Raw genomic sequence first — 16,216 nt, 5'->3', positions numbered from 1 at the left:
ATAATGGACGAGAGGAGGAAATAGCTAAACTTTTAAGAATTTCTTTAGAGACCGTGTTGGACCGTGTGCGTGCACTTCTACGAAGAGATAAAATAGGCAGAACAGGCGTGTTTATCGAAAAAGAATTGGCGCCAGACGAAACCTTCGAGATGGCTTTGAAAAGGCTTGTCGAAACCAGACCTGAAGTGAGACGGCGCCTGAAATTTTGCGAAAAATAAAGCGTTTTCACTTTAGTTAACGGGAAAACGTAAGAGTGCTGCAACTCCTCCTAGCGCAAGCAGTTTCTGGCCAGCTTCGTGTTCAACGCTTACTACAATGATTTTTCCGCCTTTTTCTTCAACTTTCTTCATCAACTTCTCTAAAACCAACCGTTTTTCATCTGAGGCGTCTCTTATGGTGAAGTCTGCCATTAGAAGGGTTTCAACAGCGCCAAACATGTCTGCTTTATCCACTTGCTCCAAGCCATAGGTAACGTTACTTTTCTCTTTCCCAAGTCTTGCAAGCACTTCTTCAACAATTTTAGCTTCTTCTGCAATGCGCATGTGCTTTAATGTCGTGTCCAAGACACCGGAGCGCAAAGCCTCTTTAATCCCTGTTACTCCGCTACTGTTTACACCTTTGACATCCACTACTGCTTGAGCAATGTCTGAAGCCTCGCTTTTCACATATTTAGCGAATTGGTTCTTTACGAAGCCTACTCCTATTATCACGATTGAACAACGACTTCTATGCCAAATCTCTCTCAAGGCGTTAAATGCCTTTCTAAAATACCTCTGCAAGGCTTTTGCTCTCTTCTCCGCTTCCAACTTGCCTGGAAGTCTCGCTTTATCTTCAACTCGCACATCCAAACCATATTGTCGTATCATTGCAATGCAGTATTCCTCGCTATCAATGGAAACAACAATAATGGGCGGTGCTTCATAACGTGTAGCTCTTTTAAGTCGGTCAATTTGATGCTTTAACCATTTGTCCTTTACAATTGTTATTGGTCTATTCACCGCTATGTTTAGTGTGTGATGTGTTCCTCGTCCAACGATGTCATCGGGTGCTTCGTGTATTTTGCCATGAACTCGAAGCCTGTTTAAACTGCGGTCCCAAACAACGTCTTCAACTCTTATGCCGAGAAAAACCGAAACACGCTTGCCTTTTTGGGGTCTTGAATACTCTGCGTCAACCTTTATTTCTCGAGTTGTTCGCGCATAAACTAAGTCGCCTTTATAGATGATGTTGTATAAATGCCACAGGTCATCCAAAGTTTTAGGCATTACCTTAAAAATGCCTTTCTTGAAGTTCTTCCCCAAAATCTTCAAAATCACACACCCACAATGTCACTTAATAAAAACCATCTGGCTATTAAAACGTTAAAATCCACAACCAACCCTCATTTTAAGGAGCATTGACACTTCAAGACTACTTTCTAGCTTTAGACGCCAACAGCGAAATCAAAGGCAAAACCAAGGTCTTTTGGATTTTTGACGACTACCCCTGAATATCAGAGAAGGTGATGAGGTGCACGTTCAAGGGCTGTTTCACAACATCTGAAATACGTGCAGCCACCAAGTATTTGACCTTCTTCTGGTTGGCAACATCTACTAAACGTTGTGTTATGACACCGTCGAAAACCACAGTGTCTATGTCCTCTGTTTGCTGAAGCTTTTCCGCAAGCTCGCTCACTGGCAAGCTCTCCATTTTCTCCATCTTTTTGTTAAGCAATACAGCCTCGAGAGTGCCCTCTAACTCCTTCGCGACCGCAACAATTTGTTTTGGAACAAGTACTCTGCGTCTTTCCTTCCTTAGTTTAATTGGTTCCATCGGAACTTTTCGGTCAAGTGCTGTAATAATTTCCTTACAGTTTAGTTCCTCAACTTCCACTCCTCGTGGAGCCCTTGCAATATACTTAGCGTTTGTTACTTGCATCAATTCCTTGAGTATCAAATCTCCACCGCGATCACCGTCTAGAAAAGCCGTTGCCTCCTTTTCTTTGCATAGTTTGATTATTGCTTCAGGTATTTTCGCTCCTTCAAGTGCAATGACATTTAGTATTCCGCATCTCAAGAGATTCAGAACATCAGCTCTGCCTTCAACAACAATTATCTCTTTCACGTTTTCAATTCCCGGGCCAGCTGTAAGTTTTTCTTTGCCATATTCTTCAACTTTTGCTGTTCGCAGTGTTTCTGAGACTTCGCGAAAAACTTCCTCTGTACTTGGCATGGATTCAATTTTCCATTTGTGAAGAATCTCTTTTGCGCGGTCTACGATGAGTTTGCGTCTTGCATCACGTATGTCTTCAACCTTTTCCAGTGTGACTTTGGAGTTGCACGGTCCTACGCGGTTTATACTTTCTATACTGGCGGCGAGTATGGCTGTGGAAACGCGGTCGAGGCTTGTCGGTATGGTGATGGTTCCAGTTGTCTTGTCCTGTTTTGATTGTAAATTGATTTCGATTCTTCCAATTCTGCCAGATTTTTGCAGTTCCCGTAAATCTAATTCGGGCCCAAATAGGCCTTCTGTTTGGCCGAAAACCGCTCCGATAACGTCTGGTTTTTCTACAACTCCGTCGATTTCAAATTTTGCGCGGATTACATACTTTACTGTAACAGTTTGTGATGGTCCCATTAACGTCACCTCCGAGTGATATGTGTAAGGATTAGCATCACTTAATGTGAAACGTAAACCGAATATTCGCTACAGTGTTCTCTCTATTATAGTTTGCGAATTTCCACTCTTCTTCTTTAAAGTGTGTAGATAGGGCAGCAAGCTTTCTATGTCTTTGACATCGTGACTTACACGGTTGCGGAGTTCTTGCCAGAAGAACGTGTTTGGTTTCACTTTGGTTTGTTCAAGGTACTGTGTTAAACGTTTGGTCCATTCTTTGCCGCGTCTGTCAAAATCCATCAACAATACTACTTCTTCTACGTCTAGTTTTTCTATTTCTGTTACTAACGCAAGGAAGGATTTTCTTGTTTTTGCTGCAATTATGTCGCCGCACAACGCGAGTTTGCGAAGTACATCAACATCACTTTGGCCTTCCACAACTATAGGTATGCCCTTAGCTGATTGGAGGGCTAGTCTTTCCAGTAGTTTTTCGATTTTCTCTAGTTTTTCTTTTAGGTGGGTTGACAAAGTTGTTTTACCTTGTTACTTCGATTTTCTTCATCTTTTCTAGTTTTTCTGGATGTTTTTTGAAGTGGCTTCGAACTGGTTCTAATATTTGTATTAGGGCTTCTGCGACTGCGTTTTTTAGGTCTAGTGGGTGTATTTTTCCTTCTTTGTAGGCTTTTTCGAGTTCAGCGTAGTTAGTGAAGGTTTCGGTGCCTCCGTATTTAGGTGGACGTGTTATTGTTAGCTCTTTAGTGTTAGTGAAAACAGTTAGCTGTGATGCTTCTAGCACCGGGTTGCCACTTACTTGTTTAGGTGGGCAATATGCGTTCTTCAACTTGGTTTTGATGTCTTCTGGCGAGTCGTGTACGAAGATACATGAGCTTGGTATACTCTTGGACATTTTTGAGACTATTTGCAAGTTTATTGCAGCATTTTCGTCAAGCTGTCTATCGCTTTTGGCTGGTCCTTCTAGTCCCATGAGTAAGGGAGTGTGAATGCATGATGGTTTTTGCCAGTGTAATTTTTCTGCGATGTCACGAGAGAGCATGTGAGCTTTGCGTTGTTCCATACCAGCACACGCCACATCGAGTTCCATGTAGAATATGTCTGCCGCTTGCATGCATGGGTAGAACAGCCAGGCAGTCTCGATGTCCGAGAGGTTCATTTCTCTACCCATGATAGGTAAGGCTCTCCATATGCGTTGAACTGAAGCGTTTTTGCTTATCTTTACAACTTTTTCCCAGTATTCAATGTCTTTGGCAAGGTCTGTTGCCCACAAGTACTCAACGTTCTTTATGCCCAGTGCAATAAAGCATTCCTTGAAGTATTCACCGCACAAACGTATGTTTTCCATTTTGCCGTCGAGCTTGTTGTTGATCCACGAATGCCAGTCTGCGAGGAAAACGATGAAATGGAAGCCTGCTTCAACCATATCTTTGATTTTTGAGCCACAGACCAAACCTAAGCCTATGTGCATGAGACCGCTTAACTCGAAACCCCAGTAAGTGCGAGGTTGAGTTTTTGTTTCAAGTAAGGAGCGTAGCTCAGCAGGGATTATGACTTCCACAGTATTGCGCATAACAAGATCAAGTCTTTTTTCGATGTCCAACAGTGTAGCCCTCTAATTATTCTTCTTAACATTCGATGATTAGAGACTTAAAAGTTCTCTTTGTCGCGGGCGGTGTGTATCCCACGTTACCTAACACTTAACTTCATTGGTGGAGCTTTACGCTCTTCTTTGCTAAGCTCTCTCTGGCGTGGGAGGTTATTCACCCGCGCCCACCGTGTCTCGTGTTTGGGTAAGCTCTTCGTCACCAGCAAGCAGTTACGCAAGCTTCTGTCAAGTCCGTCTGCACGAGCCCTCAAAGAGAGAGTTGCGGTGGGATTCTTGTTGCTCATATCATCGCTAATGTAATAACAGAAGAACATAGGGAAAAGGTTTTCTAGTCTATCAAAGCTTCTAAATTGATTTCAAAAGCTGCTGTAGGGTTTTCTAGTTCGAAATTGTTTAAGACCTCTGGATGTACTTCGCCAACAATGCCTATCTGCTTGTTTTTGACACCGATTGTTGCGGCTCTTCCATCGATAAAACTTGAATGCTCTGTCGCGTTTATTTTCCAACGTTTTAAGCCCATGTTTGCCATCAACGCTTCTACAGCAGATTTTATTTTGGTGAAGTTTGCGGTTGCATGGGATGATACTGCAGCTATGTGTAATCGTCTTTCGCATTGTGTCTCCAGCTTGTTATTCAGCCGCACTACATCCGAGATTTCAAACAGCCTCTGCGGAAAGCTTTCATGCTTATTGTCTGCAAGATTTTTCATCAAACTAGGTAGCAAGTCTTGCCGCATTATGGTGTATTCGGATGAGACAGGATTGGCAAGCTTGACAGGTTTTTCAGCTTTTCTACGCATCTTTTTGTAATGCAGATTTTCGTTTGTCAGCGTGAAATTCATGACTTCTGTGAAGCCCAACCCTATCACGATTTGCCTTGCCATGTTTGCCGTTTTGTTGGCAAGATGTTGTTTGCCGATGGTGACTGAAGATGGAAAGGTTGGTTTAAGCTTGTAATAGCCATAGCCAATCGCCACTTCTTCCACCAAGTCCACTTCATGAAGAATATCAATACGGTAAGCTGGAATCGCCACTTCAACAAAACCTTTTCCAACTTTTTTAGCTCCTAGCCTACACTTTTCTAAGCACTCAACAATTTTTGAATCAAAAAGTCTAAAACCCAGCAACTCGTTGGCGTAAGCGGTTTGAAGTTTCATTTTTTTGGGGCTTAAATCGGGCGAAAACACCGTATGGTCGGAGTATTTCACTTTGACCCTTTCGATGGTGCCTCCCATGTCTGCGAGAGCGGTGGAAAGCACGTTTAAGCTCTTTTCAACTGCAGCATAATCTGTGCCAGTTACGTCAAGGAACAAGTTTTCAGTCTCTTCGTTGATTCTTGTTAGTTCGCCATTTATTATCGGCGGCATGGAAAGCACCTTGCTATCTTTGTCGATTAGTAGCGGATATTTCGGCGCCCAGTCGACCAGATGTTTATATGCCATTCCTTTTTCATGCTTTTCCAGAATCTCTTTCAGAGTCATCTCTTCAGTCTTGTCTAATGGAACAAATTTCACACTGTTCGGCTTGACTGCAGTAAAGGTAAAAGGCGGCTCTACTAGGTCTAAATTGTGTACGCCGATGGAAGCTTTCTTGCGGTCTCTACCTATGCCCCAATGCAAATCTTCCTGCATCTCCATCAAATCGACAACGTCTTCTTCATCAAGCTTTATGTCACGCACAATAGCTGCGAGCATGAAAGGTCTAACTTCAGAGACCGCTTCGTTAATGTTAAGCACGGTTCTGCCATCTTTCACGTTGTATTTTGGTAATCCCGTCTTCCAACTTCTCAGCCCTTTGAAAGCCCTTGCTACTCCGGCGTAGCTGCAGAAGTCGATGCGGTTGGGATTGAACTCCACTTTCACATGGTCTTCTCCAACTTCTTCGATGTCAAGACCTAGCCAGGGCAGCCACTTGGTCATTTCCGCCGATGTGAGTTTTCGTTCCACAAATTTGGAGAACCTTTCTCTGTCTAACGTGGTCACCGGCATATAGGTGTCCTCCTAATCCACCCTAGGCGGTTACCATACAACAATCGTATGTCATCAAGCCCGAGTTCCAGCATGGCGATGCGTTCCAGTCCTCCTCCCCAAGCCAAAACAGGATACTTTATACCCATCGGAGCTAAAACTTCAGGCCTAAACATGCCCATACCGCAAAGCTCCATCCAATGCTTAAGCTTCGGAACATAAACCATCGCTTGCGCTGAAGGCTCAGTGTAGGGAAAATAGCAAGGCCAGAACTGCACCATTTTCAACCCAAAACGGCTGTAGAACGTTTTCAAGGTGCCCATCAAATCGCGTAACGTAACTCCTTTGTCTACTACGATGCCTTCTATCTGATAAAATTCCGCCGTGTGCTTGTATGTAAGTTGTTCATTTCGATAAACTCGGTCAACTGAAAAGACTTTAATCGGCGGTTTCTTATGCTTTGAAAGGTATTTGATGGTTTCAGACGTTGTATGCGTCCGCAACACTAGCCTCTTAGCCTCTTTCTGGCTCCATTTGTAGCCCCAACCCTTCGAACCAGTCGTCCAACCATCTTCATGCGTTTTTGCAACAGCGTCTACAACGCTTTTTTCGGGCAGTTCTCCAGAGTTAGGACTGGAAAGATAGAACGTGTCCATCATCTCGCGCGCGGGATGGTCTTGAGGCTGAAACAACGCGTCAAAGTTCCAAAAAGCTGTTTCAACTAATGGTCCACGGATTTCTGTGAAGCCCATTTCCAGAAAAATCTCTCTTGCGCGTTCGATGATTTGCTGCAAAGGGTGAACTTTTCCTGGATATGCAGGTGGGCCAGATGCGGTTACGTTGAATTTTCTCAGTTTCGTCTCTCGCCACTTTCCAGTGACGATAAGTTCTGGAGTCAGTTGGCTAACTTCTTCAACTATCTTAACTCCTTTTTTAATGAACCTTCGACCTTTTGCGGTAAGTTCCAGTATTCGAAAAGTTTTTTCTTCAGTTTCTACGAGTTTACGTTTCCCTAGAGTTACTACTGCTCCTTGTTTTTCTTTGCTTAGTTCTTCAGTGACAACTATGTCCTTTTCTGCTAAAAGTGTCAGAATCTCTTCGTCCTTTCCTTTTTGCGGGTCCTTTAAAGCCTTTAAGGTTCGTTCTTTTCGTTCTATTTTTGCCCAGCCTTTTCGATGCAGCCAGCCTAAAGCGATGGGTACAAGCTGACTTTCCAGCTTTGCGTCTTCAACAACCTCGTCGACCTTTGCTTTGCCGCCTAGCGTGATTAACGAGTTGATTATGCGGCGTTCTGGAAGCCCTTTCTTAACGTAGGTTTTTCCCTCTTCGTTCAAGGTCACAATTGTTTGTTTTTGTTTGTGTAATCGGACAAGTTTTTCGTTTGACAGTTTTAAGGCTGCTCGCATGACAGCAGCGTGGGCAAGACCGCTGGCCTTTATTATCTGATTTACGTCTGCCTTGCCGTATAGGCTGCTGAGAGTCAAAAGTGTTTTTTGTTCGTTTTCGCGAAGTTTAACCACTGTTGTTGCCTCCAGTTTCTTCTAGGTTTCTACTGTAGTTTAGTGGTGTTTGAATAAAAAGTCTCCATGTGGTTTGGCTGTTTTTACGATGCTTTAGGCTGATTTTGGGTAGAATTTTGTTGAGGGTTATGTAAATTGGTAGGGCATCCCTTCGCACCATCAGAGCACTACGTGGTGGGTTTATTTATGTTTTATTCCATGATTGTGGTGCCAATTTCCTTGCCTTCGATGGCGTGTTGGATGTTTTTGGGGTCGTAGCCATTTACTATGATTGTTTTGATGCTGGTTTTCTGTAGGATTTTGACGGCTACTGGATCGAGGATTTGGTGTATTCCTGCTTTGTGGCGGCTTTGTTCAAAAAGTTGTGTTAGATCGTGATATGTTGTTTTGTCTAGCTTTTTTGCGTCTTTGTGTTTTCTCGGGTCTTTGTTGTAGATACCGTCTTGATCTGTAGCTTTCACAAGTAATTGTGCTTTTGTTTTTTGGGCGATGTGTGCAGCAACTGTGTCTGTTGTCATTCTTGGTTTCAGTCCGCCCATCACCACAATCTTATCTTCTTCTAAGGCTTCAACAGCTTCACTTATGGAAGTAGGTACGTCTTCTGTTCCGTTTTTGTCCAGTTTCAGTTTGAAAAGCAGAGCGTAGAGGCGTGAGATGTGGATGGCAAGCCAGTCTTGCGCTTCTTCGTTTAAGCCTAGTTGGCTGGCTGTTTCAATGAATTCTCGTGCTAGGGTGCCGCCGCCGACGACCGTTATGATTTTGTAGCCGTTTCTTCGGAGTCTTTTGAGGAGTTCTACGTACTGGTTTATGAGTTTTAGGTTTATGGGAGAAGCTATGACTGAGCCGCCGACGCGTATGACTATGAGCATGTTTTGTGTATGCTCCTTTGTTGGCTATTAAAGGAGTACATTTGCGTAATAAAGTTAATGAGAGTGGATGAACTAAAACGAGCTGATGTGGTAAGCTTTGAGCGGTTTTAGAATTGTATTTTTAGGCACAGGCGGCGGAAGGTTTGCCACTATCACGCAGAAGCGGCGGACTGCTGGAATTCGGTTGTTGAGTGACAATTTTAATGTGCATTTAGACCCTGGACCGGGGGCGCTTGTGCATTCTTGGAGTTTGAGTTTGGATCCGCGAGAAATTGATGGAGTTTTAGTCTCACACGCTCATCCTGATCATTATACTGACGCTGAGGTTTTAGTTGAGGCGATGACAGGGGGAACTACTAGGCGACGGGGTGTTTTAGCGGCTTCTAAGAGTGTGCTTAGGGGTGGTGAAATGGCTGAGGTGGCGATTTCTAAGTATCATCAAAGTTTACCTGAGCGTGTGGTGGAAGTTGTGGCTGGGACGGAGTTTGAGGTTGGGGGTGTGAAGATTGTGGGGGTTGAGGCGAGGCATTCGGATGTGGATACGGTTGGTTTTCGTTTTGAAACGTGTGTAGGCAGCATTGGGTATACAAGTGATACTGAGTTTTTTGAAGGGGTCGAACGTTATTATAAAGATTTGCGGGTGTTGATCTTGTGTGTTTTGCGGCCGAGTGGGGAACCGTGGCAGGGTCATATGACTACTGATGATGCGATAAAGATTGTGAGTGCTATTAGGCCGGGGTTTGTGGTGTTGACGCATTTTGGGATGAAGATGATTTTTCGTGGTTCTGCTGGAGAGGCGAAGCGGGTGGAGGAGGAGACAGGTGTAGAAGCGGTGGCGGCAAGGGATGGTTTGGAGTTGTTGGTGAATGAAGAGGTTGTAATAGGGAAGGCGGAAAATAGTGAGAAGATGAGGCGGATTGGATGCTGTTCTTAGAAGGCTGTGTGTACGTGATGCTTAGACTCTTCTGGATAATATTTGGTTCCCAATAAGTTTTTGACGTGAATGGCTAAGTTGTAAGCTTGATGTTTTTTCTTGTCTAGATTGTAAGGGTGATGTGGAATTTGTTTTTGGATGGTTGACTGCATTATTTTAAAATATGATGTCGTAATTAGTAAGACTTAAATCTTAATGTGGTATTATCTTTCTTGTGAACTTGATAAGGAGGGATAAAACCGAATGAAGAGACTTCTTAAAAGCAGAAAGGCATTGAGTCCAGTCGTCGCAGCAATCATACTAATCGCCGTAACAGTCGCAGTGTCAATCGCAGTCGCCGCATGGATGGGAGCACTAACATTCACATTCATGCAAACAGAAGAAATGTCATTCACGAACTACGAGTGGGGTGCAAGTAACGCTTACTGTGTGATCCAGGTTAAGAACACTGGTTCGTCAGACCTCTCGATAAGTGAGGTCCGAGTAAACGATGTGGAATGTACTGATGATGGTATCGAGACGCCCTATATATTGGTACCAGGTGGCACAGTGGGCCTCAACGTGACCCGCACAGAAGGATATACATCCGGCGTCAAGTATGAGTTCAAGGTAATCACTGCTAAAGGCAACACGTTTGGTCCTTACATACGAACAGCACCTTAACCACCCTTGTTTGTTTGGGAATGGGAGTAGGGTAAAAACCCCTCTTCTTCCACCATCTTCGGAGGTTTAAATATGGTAGTAGAACTAAAAGAATACGATTCAGCCTCAAATATAGCAGGAAAAATAGATGAAGAAATTAGCAGAACTAAAAGTGTGCTTGGCGAGTATCTACGCCGCCTCGACGAAATTCGAGCATTAGCTGAAAGGTCCAAGAAGATACGAGATGTAGTCTTCAAACTGGCAGGCAAAAAATCAAACCAAGAAAATCTAGGCGAGATTTCTGTAGGCGGCCTAAACGTTGTCTTAGACGCTAACCCATTTCACGAACTAACAGCCATAGAAGAGGTTGTTAGAAGCCAGCAAGAGAGGCTTCTGGTTTTGCAGAAATCGCGGGAAGCACTGAAATGGGTTGACCAAATAGGCGACACTGAAGGACTCAGATATCTTGTTTTAGAGAACGATGGAGTACCAGAGAGAATACTCTTCAAGATTTCATAAAATCTCATGGAGTGAAAAAACATGACTAATGAAGCATACGCATTTGCGTTAAAAAACGCTCTAACTGAGATTCGAAACGTTTGCTCCGATGTGCAGACTTGTTTCCTCTTTGACAAAGAAGCTGCTGTAGTTGCAGGAGACGCCGAGACCCCTGAAGCCACCATAGAGAAAGTAGTCAGATCTTTAGAAGGCATATTAGAGAAAGCGGACACAATTGGAGGCTTGAATTCTCTAGTAATTGAAGGAAACAAAGGCAATGTTCACATCTCTTGCGTTAACGACATGTACTTAACCATGATAACCTCGAAAAATGCGGATATGAAGTATCTAGAAACCGTCGCGCGTGTGTTGATTCCAACCGTTATAAAGCTGCTTGACAGTCTCGACCCTACTCCCCTCAGACAACTACCTCCTTCCCACACCTTATTGGAGCCCGAAGAAGAAAAAGAACTACAAGAAGAAATCGACGAAGAGGAAGAAGAAAGCAAAGAAGTTAAAGAAGAGCCTTTGCCTGAACTAGAATTGCCCTCTAACCAACTGATTGTTGAGAGTTTCGGCGGTCTATTGGTTCGCAGCGACACCGTCTACATTAGCGAAGATATAATGTCACAATGGGACAACCTCTTAGACGGCAAAGAGATTAACCTTGTTGAAGTTGAATCTTTCAACGGCAAAACTAAACAATGTAAAGTTAAGACGTTAAATGATTCGAAGCTCGAAAATAGGGCGGTCATTCGCGTTCCAGAAAAGGTTTGTCAGATGCTGGACATTAAAAAGGGTGAACTGGTGAGGGTTAAGCCAGTAATTGCATAGTGGAGATGAGTTTCATGGCGCCTAGAAAACGCAAAACAAGTAAAGCGGCTTTGAAGGAAGAAGAAAAATCTAGGATTGCAATTGACTTTACAGAAGAAGAATTGGAAGCGGAGATAAAAAAGGCAGAAGAGCCTAGGAAAGCAGAGAAGACTGAAAAACAGGAGCAGCGAAAAGATAAACCGAGTAGAGACGAAAAGATAAGGCAAAACATTGACAAAGTAAAAGTGAAAGAAGGGATAATAGGCTACATCCTTAGGAGTACCAAGTCTGCAAGTATAGATTTGAAAGATTCAACGAAGATTATTGATTATGCAGTTTTGTCTTCTTCAGCTTTGGAAGCAAGTGAGGAGCTTTCAAACACTTTCGAGCTTGGTGATGTAAAACACGTGATAGTAGAAGGAAACATTGTGAAGCTTCTTTCTTTCATTATTGAGGAAAACAAAGTCAGCGTGTTTATGGAGAAGAACGTCGACCACAAACGCGTCTATAAAGATTTGCTGAGCTAAGAAAGCCGCGTTTTATCTCTCCCTTTTTAGTTCCTGGGGAAAATGGGATTGGAACGGGAAAGGGATTCTTGGTTAATAGCCCCCTCCCCCCTTTTCTTCTGTTCCTTCTCATCCCTTAAAGGTTACTGACAAGAAACATTATGTTAGGTGTTATGTAAGTTTCTATCAGGGCTGCTGTTGCGATTAGGATTAGTGTGGTTATGTAGGCTTTTTTGAGGTTTTTACAGAGGGTTTTGAACGAAAGTTTGGTTGTTTCGAATGAAACTTGCACATCAGTTTTGACTAGAGTTACAAATTGTTTGGGTTGCGTTAAGACTTTAAGGTAATCCCGGAATGTTGGAGTATCAATTGTTTTTGGCGGGTTATCGTTTTGCGTGGCTTTGCGTATAGCATTCGTCCAATAGGCTATTGCCGTGAATTCAAGCCATCCGTGAGGAAGAACCGTGGCTATCGCTGTTGTTACAGGGATGTTTAGGGTTGTTATTATGTTGATGCTTATCATTATCCACACAGCTGTTACTGCAACAGGTATGAGCCACGATTTTTTGTGGAATACGGGGTAAGCGATAGCTACGGCTAAGAGCAGATAGGTCAGGCTGAACGTGTTGTGAGCTGTGATTATGGTGAACGTGAGGGGATGCGAAAAACCCACACTATTGATTATTGGCGCATATAAATGAAGTAAGCTATATTTGAAGAACAAGTTTAGTATATCCATTGGATTCATGGAACTTCGGTGTAATTTATCTTGATGGAATGATTTAGAAATTGTCTAGTAGAGTGTCGTAAGCATCAATACAAGTGTTTTTCTGAGAATCAGTTCCTTATATGTGATCCCTAGACTAGGCTCTAGTCTATATGCTCCAAATAGGTCCTAATAGACTCCAAATATGAGAAGGCTGTTGGACATCTGTCAGCGTCATAGTGGAGGCTAGGTTAATATTTTATTCTCGTATAGAACAGTATGTGTGTTTCACAGGCCGGGATGGCAGAGCGGATAATGCGCAGGCCTTGAGAGCCTGTGGCCCTATTGGGCCGCATGGGTTCGAATCCCATTCCCGGCGCCAAAATATGACTTTTTTCTTGGTTTACATGATCTATGGAGGTTTTCCTTTAGACAAAGCCCAAGAGAGTATACCTAATATTACTGGCTTCATGAATATAGCGGTTGCAATGAGTGCTGAGTATAACGCCAGTGAAATGAGTCCAGAATTAAGTAAAACATATGTTACAATTAGACTTGTGCTGAACCGTACACTAAGCCCTAAACCTAGCAGTAACGAGCATTTTGTTCCAAGCAGTTGGTGGAAAAGCAGATAAGATGCTAAGAGCTTTGAGCCTTTTGCGACAAACCATATGAGTGCAATCAACAGTGGATAAACAAGAATTGAGGTTACAGAGACATTTGCTCCCACGCTGAGGAAAAAAAGTGGCGAAAGAAAAATGTAACCCAAGAAATTAACAGCTCTTTCATCTGCACGCAGCTTTTCCTTAGGCAATAGCGACCTTGCAACTAAGCCGCCAAAAATTGCGCTAATAGCTGCTAAACTTTCAAAGACAAACCCGCCTAACACGACAAACGAAAAGAACACAAGCAAGATCAAAAGGGGTCGAAGAAATTCAAAATTCCAATTCTTTCTAAGAATATTCCTTATTTTCACTCCAAATTTTATTGAAACTAATGTAAGTATCGATATGCCAGCTAAGTCCAATAAAACTAACGTAGGGTCTGGAAAACCTTGGATTTGAGATATTGGTAGAAATACGGGCAAAAACGGAATTAGTAAAAGGGTCAATACTTCTAAGATGTCATCTATGGTCCCTATTCCAAGAGTTAGTTGACCAAAAGTTGTTTTGATTATTCCATACTTGGCTAGAATGGGTAGAAGAATTGCTTCTCCAACGGTTGCAAAGGAAAGAGCCGTGATGATAGCAACCAGTGGTGAGTTGCTTACCTCTGCTGGAAAGCCGAAATAAAGTAGTGACCCGACGGTGCAGGCTTCAAACCCTACTATGAGAATAGAGCCTTTGAAAATTTCCTTTTCGAACCTCTTCATTCTTTTAATGTCTAAATTGAAGCCTATCATGAAGAGGAGGAAGAGCATTCCCAATGTGGCGAATAATTGAAACGGCTCGTCTTTAAGGGTTAATTCGAAGAGGTTGAACGAAGAAAGAATCATACCGAAGAACAAAGCAGCAAACATCCAAGGCATTTTCAAATATTTCTCTAACAGAATACCAAAACCCAGCGAGACGGCATAAGTTACGGCAATCAAAAGTAGAGCATATTCCATAGCTATCAGTTCCCAAAAGTCGCGCTACTTTTCATATGGTGTTTGTTTACATACAGCAGTTTTGTTTTCGTTCTCTCGCCTTCTATCGAACTTTCCTTAGAGGAAATAAGACGCGTATAAAGTTTCTGCTACTAGCTTCAGAATCTGTTTCTAGTAGATTATTGCAAAGTCACCTTGATAGGAGGTTGATTATATCAATCTCTAAGAGGATCAAAAGGGCACTCACAATTAGAGCCATTAAAGTAAGGTAAATCAGATTTCTTTCAACTTTATGTATCATGCCTAGATCTTGCAGTCTGAGGATGCTGTCTAAAGCGTTATTATCAGAGTCGAGAAGAGAAAGCTCACGCGAAATGTTGTTGACTGCGTGACTTAGAGTTGCCACAATTCTTTCAGAAGTCTTAATCTCTAGTACTACACCTTCTCTTATGCTAAGAATTAACTCTCTTTGAGCCCATAAAATTCTTTCAAGAGCGGAAATCTCTCTCTTTATTCCAAAAACCGAACGACTAATTCCTTTGTCCCATGGTTTTGCAAGCGTCCTCTCTTCTATCTTGTCAATGTTCTCTCTTAGCGCTATCACCACATCCAGATTTTCATTACTTATTTCATGGAACAGTCTACTTAGAATAAAAGACGAATTAGTAACTCCCGCACAAACTTTCCCAACACAATCTTCAAAAGTTTTCAGCGAATTCTTAACGGACTTGGAAAAATGCCTACTCCTCAAAGTTAGAAACATTTTCTCTTTTACAAAAACGTAAATGGAAAAAGCCTCTAGTCTGCTCTCATACACAGCTAGAGGAACAGAAAACAGAAGATAATCATCAATTCTTTCAGGTCGCGGAAAAACCTTTCGCTCTTTAAAGTCACTTACTATTTTAGCTGCTTCGAGCAATCCAGCAACTACCTCAAGCTCTTTGTCGTCAGGTTCCATAAAATCTATCCAAAGCCAATCAACCTCTTTACTGAGGCTCTGTAGTTCTTGTAGAGAGCTAGCATCCCTGGCTTGTAATTCATTCGATTCTGTGACGGTATACACCCATATCATTTAGCGCTATTCACCGAATATTGTCAAGCCCAAAACAGCTTATAAAGCTGCTTTCACAAACTTAGACGATTACTAGATAACAAAAACCTCACTATTCCAAACCCAAAAGTAAAGCTTTAACGTTTTTCCCAAGAACGCTATGGTTGTAGCCGCCTTCCAAAACAGCAAACACTCTCCCACCGCACTTTTCGTCGGCATATTCCCTAGCAGTTTTTCCAATTGTTGCATAATCTTCAGTTCTCAGCAGACCACCCCAATCAAGCTCATGCCTGTCGAAACCAGCAGAAACAGCAACTATGCCACTGTCTTTCTGAGACGCAAAGAAACATTCCAAATCACTCAAAAAACTTTCCCTATCAACACTCCCAACATGATGATACACAACTTCAGGCACCGACGCAAAAAAGTTGGCTGTACCATCTCCATAGTGCAAGTCAATATCCACGATCAAAGCCTTCTTAACAACACCTTCTCTCCTAAGCTTTTCAACCGCAATTGCAACATTATTGAAATAGCAGAATCCCCAGCAGGAGTCTGGACTTGCATGATGCCCCGGAGGCCTAATTAAACCAAAAGCTGGCTCTCCTCGCATGGCAAGTTTAGAAGCTTTCAATGCTCCTCCAACGGCTAAGACAGCAATTTCATAGAGCAAGCCACGCTGTTTCACCCAGTCAATGTGGCTTTGCGAATGTACCAGCCGCAAATCCGATTCGCTAACGAGTGTTGGTTCAACAAATTGAAAGCTGTCTTCTAGCTCGCTTTTAATACATTCGATTCTGCCAGGTGAGGCTGCGGGGTCTGACGTGTAAACTTCTTCGTATCGTTCATGATAAACAACATACATAACAATCATCCCATTAATAAATGCGTAAATAATAAAAGAAAC

The 16,216-nt window shown here is 42.7% G+C and carries 19 protein-coding genes and 1 tRNA gene; 7 read left to right on the top strand and 13 right to left on the bottom strand.

Going from position 1 to position 16,216, the window contains the following annotated elements:
• The coding region (locus tag OEX01_01585; GenBank protein ID MDH5447685.1) for a DNA polymerase subunit beta at positions 1–218 on the top strand (218 nt) is incomplete at its 5' end.
• Positions 219–230: 12 nt separating this feature from the next.
• On the opposite strand, the gene OEX01_01580 is transcribed toward OEX01_01585, so the two are convergent.
• The 8 genes from OEX01_01580 to pyrH all read right to left on the bottom strand — a co-directional run bounded on the left by OEX01_01580 (position 231) and on the right by pyrH (position 8,571).
• On the bottom strand, positions 231–1,310 hold the full coding sequence (locus OEX01_01580; GenBank protein ID MDH5447684.1) for an mRNA surveillance protein pelota: 1,080 nt from the start codon (positions 1,308–1,310) through the stop codon (positions 231–233).
• A gap of 169 nt (positions 1,311–1,479) precedes the next feature.
• On the bottom strand, positions 1,480–2,616 hold the full coding sequence (dnaG, locus tag OEX01_01575; protein ID MDH5447683.1) for a DNA primase DnaG: 1,137 nt from the start codon (positions 2,614–2,616) through the stop codon (positions 1,480–1,482).
• A gap of 69 nt (positions 2,617–2,685) precedes the next feature.
• Positions 2,686–3,123, bottom strand: coding sequence for a hypothetical protein (locus OEX01_01570; protein ID MDH5447682.1), 438 nt, complete (start codon positions 3,121–3,123; stop codon positions 2,686–2,688).
• Positions 3,124–3,130: 7 nt separating this feature from the next.
• Positions 3,131–4,210, bottom strand: coding sequence for a tyrosine--tRNA ligase (locus tag OEX01_01565; GenBank protein MDH5447681.1), 1,080 nt, complete (start codon positions 4,208–4,210; stop codon positions 3,131–3,133).
• 334 nt (positions 4,211–4,544) lie between these two features.
• Positions 4,545–6,203: a phenylalanine--tRNA ligase subunit beta gene (gene pheT / locus OEX01_01560; GenBank protein MDH5447680.1), complete on the bottom strand. Its 1,659-nt coding sequence runs from the start codon at positions 6,201–6,203 to the stop codon at positions 4,545–4,547.
• Positions 6,194–7,702: a phenylalanine--tRNA ligase subunit alpha gene (locus OEX01_01555; GenBank protein MDH5447679.1), complete on the bottom strand. Its 1,509-nt coding sequence runs from the start codon at positions 7,700–7,702 to the stop codon at positions 6,194–6,196. Before OEX01_01555 ends, pheT begins: the two co-directional genes overlap by 10 nt.
• Positions 7,695–7,862, bottom strand: coding sequence for a hypothetical protein (locus OEX01_01550; protein MDH5447678.1), 168 nt, complete (start codon positions 7,860–7,862; stop codon positions 7,695–7,697). The genes OEX01_01555 and OEX01_01550 overlap by 8 nt, the downstream gene beginning before the upstream one ends.
• A 31-nt stretch (positions 7,863–7,893) precedes the next feature.
• Entirely contained in the window at positions 7,894–8,571 is a 678-nt protein-coding gene (pyrH, locus tag OEX01_01545; protein MDH5447677.1) for a UMP kinase, read from the bottom strand.
• A gap of 97 nt (positions 8,572–8,668) precedes the next feature.
• Here pyrH and OEX01_01540 point away from each other — a divergent pair, with 97 nt between their 5' ends.
• Positions 8,669–9,505, top strand: coding sequence for an MBL fold metallo-hydrolase (locus OEX01_01540; protein ID MDH5447676.1), 837 nt, complete (start codon positions 8,669–8,671; stop codon positions 9,503–9,505).
• Here OEX01_01540 and OEX01_01535 read toward each other — a convergent pair.
• Positions 9,502–9,657: a hypothetical protein gene (locus OEX01_01535; protein ID MDH5447675.1), complete on the bottom strand. Its 156-nt coding sequence runs from the start codon at positions 9,655–9,657 to the stop codon at positions 9,502–9,504. The genes OEX01_01540 and OEX01_01535 overlap by 4 nt on opposite strands.
• Positions 9,658–9,748: 91 nt before the next feature.
• Here OEX01_01535 and OEX01_01530 point away from each other — a divergent pair, with 91 nt between their 5' ends.
• From OEX01_01530 to OEX01_01515, 4 genes are all read left to right on the top strand, one after another.
• Complete coding sequence (locus OEX01_01530) at positions 9,749–10,168, top strand: hypothetical protein (protein ID MDH5447674.1); 420 nt, start codon at positions 9,749–9,751, stop codon at positions 10,166–10,168.
• Between the two features lie 72 nt (positions 10,169–10,240).
• A complete protein-coding gene (locus OEX01_01525; GenBank protein ID MDH5447673.1) occupies positions 10,241–10,666 on the top strand; it encodes a hypothetical protein in 426 nt (141 codons plus the stop codon).
• Between the two features lie 21 nt (positions 10,667–10,687).
• Positions 10,688–11,479 (top strand): hypothetical protein, encoded by a 792-nt coding sequence (locus OEX01_01520; GenBank protein ID MDH5447672.1) that lies wholly within the window; start codon positions 10,688–10,690, stop codon positions 11,477–11,479.
• Between the two features lie 14 nt (positions 11,480–11,493).
• A complete protein-coding gene (locus OEX01_01515; GenBank protein ID MDH5447671.1) occupies positions 11,494–11,985 on the top strand; it encodes a hypothetical protein in 492 nt (163 codons plus the stop codon).
• Positions 11,986–12,100: 115 nt separating this feature from the next.
• On the opposite strand, the gene OEX01_01510 is transcribed toward OEX01_01515, so the two are convergent.
• Positions 12,101–12,688: a stage II sporulation protein M gene (locus tag OEX01_01510; protein ID MDH5447670.1), complete on the bottom strand. Its 588-nt coding sequence runs from the start codon at positions 12,686–12,688 to the stop codon at positions 12,101–12,103.
• 276 nt (positions 12,689–12,964) lie between these two features.
• Between OEX01_01510 and OEX01_01505 the strand changes: the two genes are divergently transcribed.
• Positions 12,965–13,052 (top strand) — tRNA-Ser (locus OEX01_01505).
• Between the two features lie 30 nt (positions 13,053–13,082).
• Here the strand turns inward: OEX01_01505 and OEX01_01500 are convergent.
• From OEX01_01500 to OEX01_01490, 3 genes are all read right to left on the bottom strand, one after another.
• Positions 13,083–14,279, bottom strand: coding sequence for a cation:proton antiporter (locus OEX01_01500; protein ID MDH5447669.1), 1,197 nt, complete (start codon positions 14,277–14,279; stop codon positions 13,083–13,085).
• A 169-nt stretch (positions 14,280–14,448) separates the two neighbouring features.
• Positions 14,449–15,330, bottom strand: coding sequence for a CorA family divalent cation transporter (locus OEX01_01495; protein MDH5447668.1), 882 nt, complete (start codon positions 15,328–15,330; stop codon positions 14,449–14,451).
• 91 nt (positions 15,331–15,421) lie between these two features.
• The gene (locus OEX01_01490; GenBank protein ID MDH5447667.1) at positions 15,422–16,174 is read right to left on the bottom strand and encodes a histone deacetylase family protein; all 753 of its coding nucleotides are present in this window, start codon (positions 16,172–16,174) and stop codon (positions 15,422–15,424) included.
• Between the last annotated feature and the right edge of the window lie 42 nt (positions 16,175–16,216).

The sequence above is a fragment of the Candidatus Bathyarchaeota archaeon genome (genome assembly GCA_029882535.1).
In the GTDB taxonomy this organism is placed as follows: Archaea; Thermoproteota; Bathyarchaeia; order Bathyarchaeales; family SOJC01; genus JAOUKM01.
The sequence above is the reverse complement of the archived record's forward strand: the minus strand, read 5'-3'. Positions and strand labels throughout refer to the sequence as shown.

Excerpts from the sequence above, each read along its gene's own strand:
- dnaG (MDH5447683.1), bottom strand. The coding sequence starts at position 2,616 with ATGGGACCATCACAAACTGTTACAGTAAAGTATGTAATCCGCGCAAAA.
- pheT (MDH5447680.1), bottom strand. The coding sequence starts at position 6,203 with ATGCCGGTGACCACGTTAGACAGAGAAAGGTTCTCCAAATTTGTGGAA.
- OEX01_01550 (MDH5447678.1), bottom strand. The coding sequence starts at position 7,862 with ATGGTGCGAAGGGATGCCCTACCAATTTACATAACCCTCAACAAAATT.
- pyrH (MDH5447677.1), bottom strand. The coding sequence starts at position 8,571 with ATGCTCATAGTCATACGCGTCGGCGGCTCAGTCATAGCTTCTCCCATA.
- OEX01_01535 (MDH5447675.1), bottom strand. The coding sequence starts at position 9,657 with ATGCAGTCAACCATCCAAAAACAAATTCCACATCACCCTTACAATCTA.
- OEX01_01530 (MDH5447674.1), top strand. The coding sequence starts at position 9,749 with ATGAAGAGACTTCTTAAAAGCAGAAAGGCATTGAGTCCAGTCGTCGCA.
- OEX01_01525 (MDH5447673.1), top strand. The coding sequence starts at position 10,241 with ATGGTAGTAGAACTAAAAGAATACGATTCAGCCTCAAATATAGCAGGA.
- OEX01_01520 (MDH5447672.1), top strand. The coding sequence starts at position 10,688 with ATGACTAATGAAGCATACGCATTTGCGTTAAAAAACGCTCTAACTGAG.
- OEX01_01515 (MDH5447671.1), top strand. The coding sequence starts at position 11,494 with ATGGCGCCTAGAAAACGCAAAACAAGTAAAGCGGCTTTGAAGGAAGAA.
- OEX01_01500 (MDH5447669.1), bottom strand. The coding sequence starts at position 14,279 with ATGGAATATGCTCTACTTTTGATTGCCGTAACTTATGCCGTCTCGCTG.
- OEX01_01495 (MDH5447668.1), bottom strand. The coding sequence starts at position 15,330 with ATGATATGGGTGTATACCGTCACAGAATCGAATGAATTACAAGCCAGG.
- OEX01_01490 (MDH5447667.1), bottom strand. The coding sequence starts at position 16,174 with ATGTATGTTGTTTATCATGAACGATACGAAGAAGTTTACACGTCAGAC.